This is a genomic window from Marisediminitalea aggregata (assembly GCF_900129565.1).
GTDB classification, from domain to species: domain Bacteria; phylum Pseudomonadota; class Gammaproteobacteria; order Enterobacterales; family Alteromonadaceae; genus Alteromonas; species Alteromonas aggregata.
In genome coordinates, this window is sequence record NZ_FQWD01000004.1 from 442,206 (window position 1) to 456,676 (window position 14,471).

The 14,471-nt window shown below is 50.0% G+C and carries 12 protein-coding genes; 8 read left to right on the top strand and 4 right to left on the bottom strand.

The features are described from left to right. Positions 1-149: 149 nt before the first annotated feature. On the top strand, positions 150-1,355 hold the full coding sequence (locus BUB81_RS13510; RefSeq protein ID WP_073323612.1) for a YjgN family protein: 1,206 nt from the start codon (positions 150-152) through the stop codon (positions 1,353-1,355). An 8-nt stretch (positions 1,356-1,363) separates the two neighbouring features. After that, entirely contained in the window at positions 1,364-2,407 is a 1,044-nt protein-coding gene (locus BUB81_RS13515; RefSeq protein ID WP_073323614.1) for a M48 family metallopeptidase, read from the top strand. A 69-nt stretch (positions 2,408-2,476) separates the two neighbouring features. Here BUB81_RS13515 and BUB81_RS13520 read toward each other — a convergent pair whose 3' ends face one another. Next, positions 2,477-3,670, bottom strand: coding sequence for an FAD-dependent oxidoreductase (locus tag BUB81_RS13520; protein ID WP_073323616.1), 1,194 nt, complete (start codon positions 3,668-3,670; stop codon positions 2,477-2,479). A gap of 242 nt (positions 3,671-3,912) precedes the next feature. Further along, positions 3,913-4,647, bottom strand: a complete 735-nt coding sequence (gene bla, locus BUB81_RS13525; protein ID WP_084526532.1) for a subclass B1 metallo-beta-lactamase — start codon at positions 4,645-4,647, stop codon at positions 3,913-3,915. Positions 4,648-4,736: 89 nt separating this feature from the next. Here bla and BUB81_RS13530 point away from each other — a divergent pair, with 89 nt between their 5' ends. Further along, positions 4,737-5,435 carry a choice-of-anchor H family protein gene (locus BUB81_RS13530; protein WP_073323618.1) on the top strand — a complete coding sequence of 233 codons (699 nt, stop codon included), beginning with the start codon at positions 4,737-4,739 and terminating at the stop codon, positions 5,433-5,435. Between the two features lie 82 nt (positions 5,436-5,517). Here BUB81_RS13530 and BUB81_RS13535 read toward each other — a convergent pair whose 3' ends face one another. Beyond that, positions 5,518-7,446, bottom strand: coding sequence for an extracellular catalytic domain type 1 short-chain-length polyhydroxyalkanoate depolymerase (locus BUB81_RS13535; RefSeq protein WP_073323620.1), 1,929 nt, complete (start codon positions 7,444-7,446; stop codon positions 5,518-5,520). 251 nt (positions 7,447-7,697) lie between these two features. Between BUB81_RS13535 and BUB81_RS13540 the strand changes: the two genes are divergently transcribed. Beyond that, positions 7,698-8,966 carry a sensor histidine kinase gene (locus tag BUB81_RS13540; protein WP_073323622.1) on the top strand — a complete coding sequence of 423 codons (1,269 nt, stop codon included), beginning with the start codon at positions 7,698-7,700 and terminating at the stop codon, positions 8,964-8,966. After that, positions 8,947-9,582, top strand: a complete 636-nt coding sequence (locus tag BUB81_RS13545; protein WP_073323624.1) for a response regulator — start codon at positions 8,947-8,949, stop codon at positions 9,580-9,582. The genes BUB81_RS13540 and BUB81_RS13545 overlap by 20 nt, the downstream gene beginning before the upstream one ends. Positions 9,583-9,657: 75 nt before the next feature. Here the strand turns inward: BUB81_RS13545 and BUB81_RS13550 are convergent, their stop codons facing one another. Beyond that, entirely contained in the window at positions 9,658-11,802 is a 2,145-nt protein-coding gene (locus BUB81_RS13550; protein ID WP_073323627.1) for a TonB-dependent siderophore receptor, read from the bottom strand. A gap of 247 nt (positions 11,803-12,049) precedes the next feature. Here BUB81_RS13550 and BUB81_RS13555 point away from each other — a divergent pair, with 247 nt between their 5' ends. Genes BUB81_RS13555 through BUB81_RS13565 form a run of 3 tightly spaced genes read left to right on the top strand, consistent with a single transcriptional unit; the run spans position 12,050 to position 14,234 of the window. Further along, positions 12,050-12,307 (top strand): hypothetical protein, encoded by a 258-nt coding sequence (locus tag BUB81_RS13555; protein ID WP_073323629.1) that lies wholly within the window; start codon positions 12,050-12,052, stop codon positions 12,305-12,307. Continuing rightward, complete coding sequence (locus BUB81_RS13560) at positions 12,307-12,606, top strand: hypothetical protein (protein WP_073323631.1); 300 nt, start codon at positions 12,307-12,309, stop codon at positions 12,604-12,606. The genes BUB81_RS13555 and BUB81_RS13560 overlap by 1 nt, the downstream gene beginning before the upstream one ends. Then, complete coding sequence (locus BUB81_RS13565; RefSeq protein ID WP_073323633.1) at positions 12,603-14,234, top strand: PepSY-associated TM helix domain-containing protein; 1,632 nt, start codon at positions 12,603-12,605, stop codon at positions 14,232-14,234. The genes BUB81_RS13560 and BUB81_RS13565 overlap by 4 nt, the downstream gene beginning before the upstream one ends. Positions 14,235-14,471 lie beyond the last annotated feature (237 nt).

Genomic DNA, 14,471 nt, shown 5'->3' on the forward strand with positions numbered 1-14,471 from the left:
ATTTCCCAGGCCTGTCCTTCAGGCCTGTTGCTTTCCCTTACAAAAACAGTTAAAAAAGAATCATTCACCTTTGGCTGCATACGAACAGTCTGGGGACACATTACTAATAAAAAGCCGTCACGAGGACGGTCAAGCCGACAGGAGGTCACGTGGATACCACACCCGATTATTCAGCCTATTCATACCAGGAATTGTGCGACGCTCGCGCAACAATTGATGAATCCTTATATCCGGAAAGAGCACAACAGCTCGACGAATTAATTGCCAGTCACGCTGAGCATGTGTCTGACGAGGCGCAAGCAGAAACGGAAGGTACATTCCTGCGAAAATCTGCCGTGAACTTCCATGGGACCGGTAAAGAGTTCTTTTCTATCTGGATTGTGAATTTACTGCTGACCATTGTTACTTTGGGAATTTACTCTGCATGGGCAAAGGTGCGCACCAACCGTTATCTCTATGGCAATCTTGAAATTGACGGCCACCGTTTTGCTTATTTGGCAGAGCCCTTACAGATTTTGAAAGGTCGCATTATCAGCGCCATTCTACTCGTCGGTTATATTCTGGCTGTATCCACCAGCCCGGTCGTGGGCCTTGTCATGATGCTTGTTGTGGCAGTGTTGTCACCGTGGTTAATCTGCAAAGGCTTGCAGTTTGCAATGAAAATGACCAGCTACCGCAATGTTCGCTTTGGTTTTACCGGCCGTTATGGCGAAGCGTTTCTGGTGTTTCTGTTGTTCCCATTCCTGACTCTTTTCACGCTTTATCTGGCCATGCCGTGGGCATTGAAAAAGATGGACGAATTCATTTTGAATAACACCACCTACGGCGACAAAGCCTTCAGCGCGGAACTAAGTGGTGGAACCTATTTCATTGCAGGTCTGGCCGCAGGTGTCGTGTCGTTTGTCACTTTCTTAATCGGTATTGGCCTTGTTGGCGCAACCGCCGTCTTCAGTGGCTCTGAAGCAGCAAACGACCCTACCGGCAGTGTTTCGATTATGTTGGGCACCTTCATTCTGTATTTCTTTGTGTTTACCTTAGCAAGCGCAATTTACTCAGGCATGATCCGTAATCACATGTATGAAAATACCCGCTTGGCTAACGTCGCTACGTTTGAGTCTGATGTCACGGTAGGTAGTTTTATCCTGCTGAAACTCACTAACATGCTGGCGTTAATTTTCAGTCTGGGACTGGCGTTGCCTTGGGTCAAAACCCGCACGCTGAGCTATTTGGCTGCGCATACCCAGGTAAATATTCTGGACGGTATTGATACGGTTGTTGCGTCTAAGGAACAAACGGGCACTGCCACCGCAGAAGAAGTCGCCAGTGCCTTTGACCTCGATGTATCACTGGGTTAATCCCCGTTATGATATACACAGGTAAGCTTTACACCGCCGGTTCAACAGCGCATCAGCATGTTGAACTGGTGTTGGAGGACGGTCACTTTACGCTGCACTCTGTGCCGGAACGCACCTTATTGGGTATATTTGAAAAAGGCGCCTTCCGAACTGACAGTCGTGTTGGTAACCTGCCCCGTGATATTGCACTAAGCAATGGCGACCTTATTACTGTGCAGGCCGATGACAACCTTCATCATTGGCTTGACCGCCGCTCGGATGCGAAAAAGCAAACGGGCTGGTCGCTGTCTTCGTTAGAAAACAGTGCCCGGTGGGCCATTGCCAGCGTGGTGTTAGCACCTTTGATGTTAGTTGCCATTTTTAAATTTGTTATACCGGCCATAGCGATTACGTTTGCCTCCTATGTGCCCTACACATTAAAAGACGTGGCCTCACGGCATACACTGTCTGCACTGGATACAACCGTTTTGGAGCCGTCCAGGCTGGACGAAGATGTACGTCAGCGTTTGACCCAGCGCTTTGCAACCGTATACCAAGCTGTTCAGTTGGATCAGCCCGGTTTCAATACCCAGTTCCGATATACCGACACCATGGGAGCCAATGCGTTTGCCCTGCCCAATGGCACGATTGTGTTTACCGACCAATTAGTGGAATTGGTGGAACAGGACGAAAAGCAGCTCTCGGCTATTTTGTTGCATGAAATTGGCCATGTCAGCGAGCAACACTCTATGAGACTGATCGCCGAAACCATTGCAACCACCATGGTGATCACGTATTTCTTTGGTGACGTCAGCGGTGTTTTCGAAACGTTTATGGGGGCCAGTAATACCCTCATCAACAATCAGTTTTCGCAAAAGCTGGAAACGGAAGCCGATGACTTTGCGCTTCGTCATGCCAGCGCTGCCGGTCTTACACCAGAAGACTTTGCTGACGCGCTGGAATCGCTGGCCAGCTCTCTGCCTCCGGAGAGTGAAATGGATAAAATTCTAAGCTCACACCCTATGCTCAAAGATCGCATAGAGAAAGCGCGCGCAGCGCAATCCTCAAACTAAACACCAAAAAGCAGTTCTACAAACAAGCCCCAACAACATGCTCGTTGTTGGGCTTGTTGTAATAATTGTCTAAACCCGGTGCATCGACTGCATGATATCGGCAATGGCATTTACCGCAGCCACTGACTCAGCCGGATCTATATTGGCCTGCGGATTATTAAAGTCGCCTTCTGCGCCAGCTTGTACCAGGATCCCGTCACGGCGCGGGTAAAATGACGTATGCCGGTCGAAATATTGCAGTCCGTATTGCAACTCGGGTTGTGGCATCAACTTGCAGGTTTGGCCTCGTACCGGTGTGATTGTCTCGTCATTCAATAAAGCTTTCGCACCATACCCCGTGCAATTAACAATGATGGATTCATCAAATTGCTTAAAATCATCCTGATGCGAAAGGGTTCTATTCACAATAATCCCACCATTTCGCGCAAACACATCAAGTAAATATTGCGAATAGGCGCTGATATTAAACATCAGCAACGGAAACTGGCGAACGTGTGGTGTGGCAAAGGGGTTAAGATGTTCCGGCACATCTCTGGCTTTTGGCGTGAGATCGCTGAGCAGTTGATGCTGAAACCCTGGATAAGCCGGTTCGCCGGGAATATTATGCCCGCCTTTATCGTCAAAAGGCTTATCGGCCAGCCGGAACATGGTGGTCCATTCGACCGGCGTTCCCGCCAAGCCAAGTAGTGTTTGAAATCGTAGATACGACAAGCGCGCCATCCATTGCCAGGTCTGCGCATAGTCGGCGGCATGTTCCAGTGTCACAATACGGGAATCCGGCGACCAGATTCCTGTTGCGTAACTAGAGCGCACGTAGGGAGGGCGTTCCTTTGCGTAAATTGTTACCTGATATCCGGCGCGCTGACACGCAATCGCGGTGGTTAACCCGATCGCACCGCAACCCACTATTGCCACAGGCGTATTAACTTCAGCCTGAATTTGCTGCTCTGCCAGCGCCGCGGCGCCCCAGGACAACGACCAACCACTGCCACCATGACCATAGTTGTGGATCACGGTTTTATTGCCCATCGACTCGACATCAGTACGCGGCCCCATGGCCCGAAATGGACGGGTACAGACATTCATAGCAACAATGCGATCGCTTCGCGCTTCGACTCTGGCAAGTGGCGGCAGGCTTAAAGGCAATGTCACTGGAGAATAGGGCGGATGATAACTGGCCGGCTGTCGTTGACTGGTGCAGCCCAGGAGCGAGCTGGCTAGTCCCGCGCCCAAAGCCTGTTTCATAAAGTGTCTGCGTTGCATAGTGACTCCATCTTAGTTGAGGTCCTGATGCATTTGGGAAAGACGCGGCACGACACCACCAAACGCGGCATCGCAAACAACACTTAAAAAAGCACACATTAAAGCTGATAAAAGATTGAATTCAGGCAGGAAAATCAGCTTTTTTATTTCGTTATTATTTACTCAGCTTATCTGGCCTGCTCGGGCATAACAATGTTATTGGTCGTACGTTTTGCTTATCCTGCACTTCTGCAAGACAGGCTTTATTGTTCAGCCGCCGCTTGTCTCGCCATACGCTGTGTTTTTATAAGCATATCAACCTTACCCGCCTTACCATGACCGGGCACAACGCCTTGAATATTCGGATAGCGAGCCAACACCCGCTGCACAGACTCGCCCCATTGCTGCACGTCACCTTCGGCGGTGTAGCCCATCGAATCAGTCTCCAGCGCGCGAACAAAACACCCGCCAAACAGCAATTTTTGTTTGGGTAACCACACTACAATGTTATCGAATGTATGCCCTGGCCCTGGATAAAACAGTTCAACCGTTTCGGGGAGTACCGTAACAGACTCTGTAAAAGCATGGGTTGCAGGCGCCTCCCCCTTCTCTTCTAACAATTGACTGGTAAGCGCGTGCGCCCAGGTCGGGATCTGTTGTTGGTGAAAGACATCCAGGTTACCTCCGGCATCATCATGGGAATGAGTTGCAACGACACCAGACAGCGATAACGCACGGGCGTCCAGCCAGTTATGAATCACCTGAATGTCCGCCCGATCCCAAGGCGTATCAATTAAATACGCCTTCGCACCATCAACCACAATAAGCCCATTACCCGACACATCACCGAAGCCCTCGACCTCGCGTGACGACTGATGCATAAACACGGTGTCCGAGAGCGGCTGAATGGTCAGGTTTTCTGCCAAGCCTGACCATGCACATGTAGATAAAATGAAGCAAACCAAGCCCGCCAGCCCGTGCTTTCGCATCGCTTTCATACATCTTTCCTTAAGTTTCACTTCAGTTTTTGTTCATCTAACTCTGCGCACACTACACATGTAAACAAGATGACTCAGAGGGATGCACCATGAAAATACAGTCACAGCTTAAAGTATTACTGGCTTCATTAGCACTGTCGTTGAGCGTGTCGAGTGTATCGTATGCCGACACGCCAACTGTGAACGTAAAAGAGCAGTTCAACCAACCCGACCTACAGACGTCACTGACCACAACACCAAAGCACAAGAGAAAGGTCGACGTCAGCAGTTTACAGGGCAAAACTGGCGAAATGCTACGCACCACAGATCACATTGACTACTGGTTCTACGACGCCTGGGTAACGCTATATGGCGACCGTGATTACGATGGTTATTTTTATGGCTTCAGTCTGGAGTTTGATGCCGACACAGCCTACTATCAGGCCCCGGTTTACGCCATTGTGTACCTGGGCAAAAACGATTTTTACGAGCCGTTTCACGTTACTTCAGTTTTTACCTTATTCGGTGAAAGCAGCGACGACTCGGTGTTACTGGAAAGTGAACTGGAGACAGGCTATCCAACAGGTGACTATGACATTTTGATTGAGCTGATTGACGCAGATTCTGACTTACATGTGGCCACCATAGATGCATACAGTGACGCAGATCTCTCTTATCAAAGCCTTGAAAGTGCCGACTTTGATCAACCCGTCACCTCTGAAGTCGTTGTGGAATATCACGCAGGAAGCTGGGGATTAGCAGGCCTGATTGGGCTGGCAGGCTTGGTGCTGATCCGTCGCCGCAAATAATCACAGTGACCACTAACGCTGTAAAATAAAAACACAGGCCCAATTCGGCCTGTGTTTTTGTTGTAGTAGCTAGGGGTTTAGATTACGGGCAACTGCCTAATGACCAATTGCTGCCATCACTGGAATGCAAGGTATTGCTGCCCCATGTGGAGCCGCTCATCGGTGCGTTAGTGCCCTGAGCAAAGTAATCCGGCGCCCAGTAATTACCGGTACTGTAAGCCCGACCGCCCACTTTATGATAATAATTGGCAGTCGTGTATTCCGCGCAAGTATTGCCACTGCCACCATCACCGCCATCACCACCAGAGCCACCGTCACCCCCTGACCCGTTATCGCCACCGGCACTGCACGCCTGCTGAGGCCCGACACAGGAAGCATCGTCATCCTGCCACTGACACAGCTGACCGCTTACCGAGGACTCGTTTAACTTAAACGCATTGTCACTGTACTCAAGGTAGCAATTCGCGTAGTTGGTGTAGTCCAGACGACCGGCATTAATATGTTCGCTGAGGGTTGCGGTAACACCGGCATCCACAGTAACAGTAACAGACGCCGTTGCCGATAATCCGCTTGCATCCGTGGCTGTGACGATAATGGTTTGCTCGCCACCCGGTTGATCGCACGCCTGCGCATTAAACGCGATGCCATTGATGTTTGCTGTAACACTGCCGGTAGCAAAGCTCGCGCTTACGCTCGTCAGATCTTCGTTTTCGTCGAACACCTCGCCAGTAACGGTTACGCACTGTGCAGACACGTCAGACACTACATTGCTCAGTGTTGGCGCTGTCGGCGGTGGTGGCGGCCCCACCCTGGCAGTAACCGATACACCGTCAGATGTTGCACCAGCATCATCTGTAGCACTCACCGTGACAACATACAGCGCATCCGGCAGACTGGCCGTGGTTAAACTAAAATCACCGTTTGCCAGTGTTGACGTGGTGTACTGATAATTGTTTTGCGCATTGTCTTCAACCAGCACCTCAACCGCACTGACACTGCCATCTGTATCAACAGCATTGCCACTGATCTGCAACTGCCCGCCGGTATCTGCGGCTGACACATTACTGACTACCGGGGCCTGATTGCGATCAACTCGCTGATTGTTATCAGCAAAATACTGACCCAGGTACATAGCATAGTTGTAGCCATTACCGTTAATGTAGGATCCGCTTGCGCCCGCGCCGCCAGACCAGGCGTGATCCACACCGTTCAGCCACACCATCGATACACGACCGTCCTGCCACAGAAACTCCTGCATGGTGCGACTACCTGAGCCAATCACATTGCTGCCCGGCAGTTCCGTTACATTGTAAGCCCCGGCCATCCCTTCGGCATTTTGTCGGTTGTAGCATTGATCCACCGTTGTATCGGCGTCACCATGTGCAATAGAAGCAATTTGATCGTTCAGCGATCCACTGTAGCTACCCGCGTATTGCTGGCATCGGGTCGCTACATCAGCATTTTCACAGCTGCCAATGGCACCGCTGGAACTGGTGCCGATGCTGGGTCCAGCACTTACCCCCACTCCGGCGAATACATCCGGCGCCAGACATGCCGTGGTGTTGGCAAAAGCCGCACCAGATGACAGCCCGGCAATATAGACCTGATCAGGGTCAATCCCTTTGCTGGTGTCAGCCGTCATGGCTGATACCAACGACAGCAAATTCGCATAGTCGCCGGCACTACGCGATTTGGTTCCCTGCCAGTAGGACCAACAACTAAAACCGGCTTTGTTCAGCGCATCCGGCACTGCTATCACCATGCCGTAAGCGTCTGCAGCGGGCTCCAGGTTCGCGGTAAGATAGGCATCAACCGACTGTGTGCAACCGTGCAACACCACCAGTAAGGCTCGCCCCTGACCAACGGGTGACACCGTATCCGGCGTATATACATGTACCTTGGTAAAGTTGCCTACCGATTGATTGGTCTGCCAGCTTCCTGCCCAGGCAGACAGAGAGCTACATCCGGCCAACAGCGTCCCGAACAACAATATTGTTTGTAACCGTTTCATTTCACCACCCTTTGTTATTTATTAATAAATGGTAAAAATATTGTTGATCTTTTGTTCAATTCTGGCTGTAGCACTTTCGTACTGTGAGTATAGCGAGTAGAAATTACCGATTCATACCCGCGCTAATTTTCTGAAGATACGACTAAAGTACCCCCTCCTTCCTGACCAAAGTACTACCCCAACAACCACGCAAGCGCAGGGCAACAGGATATAATGTTATTGGAATGTTAAGAATACAGGTTTACTAATCTATGCTGGCCTCCAACCGCATTACACTGACCGTTGTGATGATCTTTACCGGGGTATTTTCGGTCCTGTCCGTAGTGATGTTCATGCAGGCCCGCGCTGACGTGCAAAAAGAAGGGCGGGCGGCGTTTTCGCAAGCGCAAACGCTGGCTGCGAGTGATATCTCACTGGAAACCCTCAAACTGCTGTTACAAAGTAATCGCGATCTAGTATTGCTCAGCGAGCCACCCACGCCGCACTCGGCGCAATTACCGTCCTGGTCGTTCAATCATATTTTTACACCTATACCACCACAAGCCGTTCAGCATGCATTGTCGGGAGAGACGCTGTGGATTGCCGCTAACGCCGATGCCGAGTTAGACGAAATTGCGACTACGGTTATTCAGGTACTCAGTATCTTTTTTGTTGCGCTGTTGGTTACCTTGTTCAGCTTGCGCTACGCGGTCAATTCGCGCTTACGCCCCCTGGCTAAGTTATGCGATGGTTTAGATTCCATGACCACCGGACACTACCAGTACAGCGGTGACGCCACCGATATCGCCGAAATTCAAACCCTTATCGATCATTACAACTCTCTGACCCAAAGCCTGCAGCACAAGGAAAATCAGGTGGTTTCACTGCGCAAACGCGTTGCTGCCATTCAGGAACAGGAGCGCCAGAGTCTGGCCAGGGAATTACACGATAATCTGGGTCAGTTGATTACCGGCATCACTGTGCAAACCTACATGCTGTCGCAACAGCGCGAACACCCGGAGTTTGTAGCCAAGGCGTGTGAACAAATTCAGCAGCAGTGCAACGCGGTACATCAGGGCATGAAAGAGGTGACGTCGCAGCTCTACCCGGTATTTTTACACCGTCTCGGTCTGGTGCGCTCTATTCATCAGGTTGTGCAGTCGTGGCAGGACATTCATCCGGTTAACGTTAGCTGGCAGGAAGACTGCGCGCCCTTTGAAGCCAACCTGGAGCGGGATACTCAGGTCTATCGCATTGTTCAGGAAGCGCTGAACAACATAGCCAAACACGCACAGGCCGACCAGGTTGATATTCATCTGAGTACAGATGCGGATGATTTACTGATGACAATCAGGGATAACGGCACAGGCTTTACACCCGACAGTAATCACCGGGGCCTCGGCCTTGAGTCTATGCAAGAAAGGACAAAGTTGGCCAATGGCAGCTTATTTATTGATTCATCGGACAACGGCACCAGCCTCAGTCTGAGAGTCCCCGTTACTAAAGAACCGGAGCATAACCATGCACATATTGCTCGTTGATGACCACGCAGTTGTAAGACAAGGTTACTGCGCACTACTGACCATGATGTTACCCGAAACCCAGGTAGACGAAGCCGAAAATGCTCAGCAGGCGCTTAAAATTCTGGGCCAGCAGTCAGTTGATCTGGTGATTCTGGACATCAATCTGGAAGCCTCCAGTGGACTGACTTTAGCAGGCAGAATTACCAAACGCTGGCCAGAGCTGAAGATCATTTTCTTCAGTATGTTTGACGAACCTTCGGTGGTTCAGCGCGCCATGCAAACCGGCGCTATGGGGTATTTAAGTAAACGCAGCAGCCCCGATACCATGATCGATGCGATCAAAACCGTACGCGCTGGCAAACGCTATATTGAACACAGCCTGGCTATTCAATTAGCAACGCATCAAATGCAGGAAAATGAAGCCGTATGCGATCAGCTGACCCAGCGCGAGTTTGATGTGTTTATTGGCATAGCCAAAGGGCTGGATCGCACGCAACTGGCCAATGCACTTAACGTATCAAGCAAGACTATCTCCAATACCCTGACCCAGCTTAAAAGCAAACTGCAGATCCACACCAATACCGAGCTGGTGCATCTGGCTATTGAACAGGGGTATTTAAAAGTCGCGGTTTAGCGAACTCTCTTCCCCATTTCCACAAAAAAGGGCGACGCATGGTCGCCCTTGTCATTTCACAACACGAGTATGCTGTTAGAAGTCCATTTTCACTTTTACAGCAAAGGTACGTGGCTCACCAATGCGCATGTTACCACCGCCGTAAGAATCACCGATTGCCCAGTATTCTTTGTCGAACAGGTTGTCTACCGAGCCAATCAGGGTCAGCTCGTTGTCGGCAACCGTAGTGGTATAACTTACGCCGCCGTAGACCAGCGTATAAGAAGGCAGCTCCCAGTTATTCGCCGCATCAAGGGCTGTTTTACCGTGAAACTTGCCGCCCAGATTCACTGTGAGTCCCGGCACTGCTGACACGTTGTAGTTAGTCTGTAAGGTAAATTGCTGCTCAGGTGCACCGCCTACATCATTGCCTTGATTAGCCGTACTGGTTTTATCGTATTCTGCACTCAGGAACATGGCATCGCCGTACAGTGACAGATTTTCAGTCACCGTTAACGCGCCGCTAAACTCAAATCCCTGATACAGTGAGATCCCGTCCTGAATCAGGTAGTTGTCTTCAGTGACCATGGTGGCGCCACGCTCAATGCGGAACAAGGCAGAGCTCACAGACCAGCCCTGGCCTGCCATTTTCATACCCAACTCATACTGCAAGCTTTCCAGCGGCGGCAGCAAATCGTTGGCATTAGCGTATTCTTCACCAACGGCCGACGTCTGCCCTTCAAATGACTCAACATAACTGGCGTAATACGTGGTGTTTGCCGCCGGCTTGTACATTAATGCTACCGTTGGCGATACCGCGGTATCATCGTAGTTATCGTGGTAAGAAGCAAAATAGTCGCTGGTGTCGTGTTCGATATTGTTGGAACGGATCCCCAACAGCAATTCCCACTCTTCGGTAAGCTCAATAAAGTCGCTCACAAACACCGACTGCTGAGTATCAACCCAGGCAACTGGGGCATCTTTTTGCAAGGTAGCTTCATAGGCAGGCACATCGCCCGGCGTATACAGATTGCTGGTTGCGTAATTACGGGTTACCTTACGGCCAAACTGACCACCGTCGTTGCGGTAAGTCGTGGCTTCCTGATGCGATACACCGAACACTACATTGTGTTTTATACCGCCAGTAGAAAAGTCCCCGTTTACAATAGCTTGTACCTGATCGTAATCAACGTCGAAGTACTGTTCGTAAGTCAGAATATTCAGGTCGCCCGCGCTGTTTAGCAGGTAGTTCAGACTTTTCACCCAACGGGTTTCATTTTTTGAGTAGTCGTAATCCAGCTGCAGTTGCCAGTTGTCATTGATGTTCCACTTCAAGCTACTGATCGCAATCAGGTTTTTATAGCCGTCGAAGGTGCCATCCACAGCCAGGTTACGACTGCCGCTGACCGTTGCAGGCAGGGGTTCACTTGCCGCCATATTCACCGAGAAGCGGTTCCAGGAATTTTCAATCAGGCGGTCGCTGTAAATCAAATCTACGGTCCACAACAGTGAATCCGTGAGGTTCGCGTCGAATGCCAATGACACGGTTTCGCGGTCGATGCCGCCATTGTCCAGGTAGGTATCACCGTCTTCTTTAACGGCATTCACCCGCACACCAAAACTGTCATCGTCACCAAAACGGGTACCGGCATCTACGTGTGCACTCAGCACACTGTCACTGCGCAAGCCCACATTGGCACTCACAGCAGTTTGAGTTGCGCGCTTGGTACTGTAATTTACGATACCGCCGGGCGCAGCCATACCGTACATAAAGCCGGTTGCGCCTTTAATGAGGGTCACTTGTTCAAACGCTTCATAGGGTAATTCACCACTGAAACTGTTGATCGACATACCATTAATTTTGAAGCTCTGTGTGTAATCCAGGCCAAGACCACGTACACGAATAGTGTCACCAAACGAACTGTAAGCACTGCCATCGACCGACACCGACGCTTCACGACTGAACAAGCTGCTAAGGGTATTTACCTGACGAATTTCCATGTCTTCCAATGAAATAACGTCTACTGAGAATGGGGTTTCCTGAATAGAGCGCTTGCCTAATGCCCCGCCGTCGTTTTGCTGTTCAAATTCGGTAAGCTTGTGCCCTACCACAGAAATCACTTCAACATCTTCAGCACTTGCCGCGTCTGCAAACGCCACAGAATGACCAAGACCTGTCATGGCCGCACAGCAAGCTAATACTAATTTTCGCTTATTAAACAAAGCGTTTGGTTTACTCATGGTTTGTCCTTAATGTGATATGAAAAATCCGAGGGCGTTTGAGAAAGAAACGATTGTTGTAATGGTTATCCCTGCAGGTCGATGACACTACACCAAACGATAATCATTATCAATATCATTTACATAGTTTTGTATTTATCGTTGACTATGATCAGCTTTATGTAAATTTACCTAAATTTTCCTATACAAACACAACGTAATGAGTATGATTCTTATTAATATTTATTAAACTAATGGATTAGGCATAATGAGTGTGTTGGCATTGGCCTTTACTTTCTGTGGCTGTTTGTTGATTTATGTCACTAATAAAAATCAGCGCCTGTTTGCGAAGCAAAAAGCACTGACTCTGCGATACCTTGGGTACCTGCTAGCCTGTGTTGCGCTGGTGTGCTGGTTAAATGCAGTGTCTGTCTCGGCAGCCATACTGATCTGGTTGTTGGGCATCATGGTGGTCCTGGCATTGATCCCGCTACTTGCTCTTGTTCGACCCGGGAGACAAACCTAATGGCCCGACTGTCTGCAGAAGAAAAGATTCAACCTCACTGGTGGACAAAATCACTGGCCGGCGCAGTGCTTGGACTGACGTTCGCGTTCGCGGTGGTCGGTATTTTTGCCTGGTATGGGCCGGGCGGGATTCAGGCGCCCAACAAAGTGCAATTTAATATGTGGATGATCAGCCCTGTCTGGTTACTGATTCTGTCGTTCTCATTCTTGTTTAGAACCGGTATGCGAGCCGTGCTGATACTTGGTACAGCAAACCTGATCGCGTGGGCAACCTTTTTACTATTGAGATACACTTTATGAAGATCCGCAGCGATATTCTTCGCACCTACCAGTCTATTCACACCTGGACAGGGATTACGACCGGCTTGTTGTTATTCATTGCCTTTTTTGCCGGTGCATTGACTATGTTTAAATCGCCCATTACCCATTGGGCGGTGCCAGAGAACCACGTGCTGCCAGCTATTTCAGTCGGGCAATACAATGAGTTAGTGCAACAAGCTACGGCGCAATATGAAACGGCCAGCAACGGCTTCACTCTCCACTTTGCCCCCCATCAAAGTCCAATGCATCACAGCCCAATGACCTGGTACGAACAAGGCGGTGGCCGGGGACTCAGTATCGATAGCCACTTACGACAGGCCTCGTTCAACGAGGAAGGTGAGTTGGTTTCAGTGGCCAATCAGCAAAATGTACTGGGTGACTTGATTGATCAGTTGCATCGCACCGCAGGTATACCCGGTAAAGCCGGTCATGAAGATATTGGCGTATTGGTACTCGGAGTTGCGTCAGCTCTCTATTTCATCGCACTGGTATCTGGTGTTATTTTCCTGCTACCCACTCTGGTGAAAAGCTTTTTCTCCTTGCGACAAAAGAAAGGCGCAAATCGATTCTGGCTTGATACCCATAACCTGATTGGCATCACCAGCCTGCCATTTCATTTGCTGATAGCCTGGACAGTTGTGGTCTTTGCTTTCCACGACATGCTGTACGGCGGCCTCTCTCTGATTTACGGTGACGAACCCATGTTCGAGCGCAATGGCGGCAGTAAACAGGTGTACTCAGTGGCTGAGCTCCCCCCCGTAGAACGTTATTTTGAAGCGGTCGGTAACATGGTAGACGGCTACGATATTGTCAGTTTAACGTTTGCCGATTTAGCCACGCCACGAGCGCGTTTGAGTATTGAAGTAGCCGGCGACGGTAAACTGCAGCGCGCCGCCGAAACCGATATCATTGCTATGCACCCGTTTACACTGGACGTGACATACAGCACCTTAAGCATTCCGGAAAATGGCGCGTTTGGCCCTCTGGTGAAAAGCTTCTTTGCGCTGCACTTTGGTAATTTTGCCAATGATACCGGGCGCTGGATTTACTTTTTACTGGGTATGATGGGCGCAATCTTGTTCTATACAGGTAATCTGCTATGGCTGGAAAAGCGCCGCAAAAAACAAGCAAAACAATCCCGCTCGGTTACCATAATGGCAAAACTCACCATTGGTGTGTGTCTGGGTTCCGTGCTGGGTGTAGCGACTTCAATACTTGCCTCAAAATGGCTTTATCTGATGGGTGTCGATATCAACCTAGGGTATATCAACGTCTATTACGGTGTGTTTATTGCCAGCCTGGGCTTTGCTTTTTGGCAAGGAGCCGCGAAGTCGGCAATTGCCTTGCAAGCCTTGATCGCAGCATTCTGTTTAGGCGTGCCGCTCACGACATTGATCAACGCGCTGTTTTCCCATAATACGCACTGGCACGTCGCTGGTGGCACCCTGTTAGTGGATGTGATGGCGCTGGTATTCGCCTGGATATTCTTTGCAGCTGCCAGAAAAACCCGGCAACGTGCTTACCAGGGTGAGCCCGACAGTATCTGGTTTATTCCTTCCAAAGTTCACGCTACGCCAGGTGATAGCGTGCAACCGAAAACAATCTAACCCGATATACCAGGAATGGCGGCAGCCTTGTCGCCATTTCTTTTTTATCACCACTCCGTCTTTACCCTTTTCGTTCTGGACCTGCCCTCTGTTTCTTCCTGGCGATAGTTGTAAGCGCAACAGCCAAATCCTATTGCTGGTGTTTTGCTTTGTGAATGGTGTTGCGTGGTTTGGGTTTTAAAGGTCCCTGATGTCGCTTCGCGATTCAGGGATGACGGGAAGTAAAAGATTCAGGGA

Bases quoted from the DNA above. Each gene is read 5' to 3' on its own strand.
- BUB81_RS13560 (WP_073323631.1), top strand. From the start codon at position 12,307: ATGGCCCGACTGTCTGCAGAAGAAAAGATTCAACCTCACTGGTGGACA.
- BUB81_RS13535 (WP_073323620.1), bottom strand. From the start codon at position 7,446: ATGAAACGGTTACAAACAATATTGTTGTTCGGGACGCTGTTGGCCGGA.
- BUB81_RS13545 (WP_073323624.1), top strand. From the start codon at position 8,947: ATGCACATATTGCTCGTTGATGACCACGCAGTTGTAAGACAAGGTTAC.
- BUB81_RS13555 (WP_073323629.1), top strand. From the start codon at position 12,050: ATGAGTGTGTTGGCATTGGCCTTTACTTTCTGTGGCTGTTTGTTGATT.
- BUB81_RS13515 (WP_073323614.1), top strand. From the start codon at position 1,364: ATGATATACACAGGTAAGCTTTACACCGCCGGTTCAACAGCGCATCAG.
- BUB81_RS13520 (WP_073323616.1), bottom strand. From the start codon at position 3,670: ATGCAACGCAGACACTTTATGAAACAGGCTTTGGGCGCGGGACTAGCC.
- BUB81_RS13540 (WP_073323622.1), top strand. From the start codon at position 7,698: ATGCTGGCCTCCAACCGCATTACACTGACCGTTGTGATGATCTTTACC.
- BUB81_RS13550 (WP_073323627.1), bottom strand. From the start codon at position 11,802: ATGAGTAAACCAAACGCTTTGTTTAATAAGCGAAAATTAGTATTAGCT.
- BUB81_RS13565 (WP_073323633.1), top strand. From the start codon at position 12,603: ATGAAGATCCGCAGCGATATTCTTCGCACCTACCAGTCTATTCACACC.
- BUB81_RS13530 (WP_073323618.1), top strand. From the start codon at position 4,737: ATGAAAATACAGTCACAGCTTAAAGTATTACTGGCTTCATTAGCACTG.
- bla (WP_084526532.1), bottom strand. From the start codon at position 4,647: ATGAAAGCGATGCGAAAGCACGGGCTGGCGGGCTTGGTTTGCTTCATT.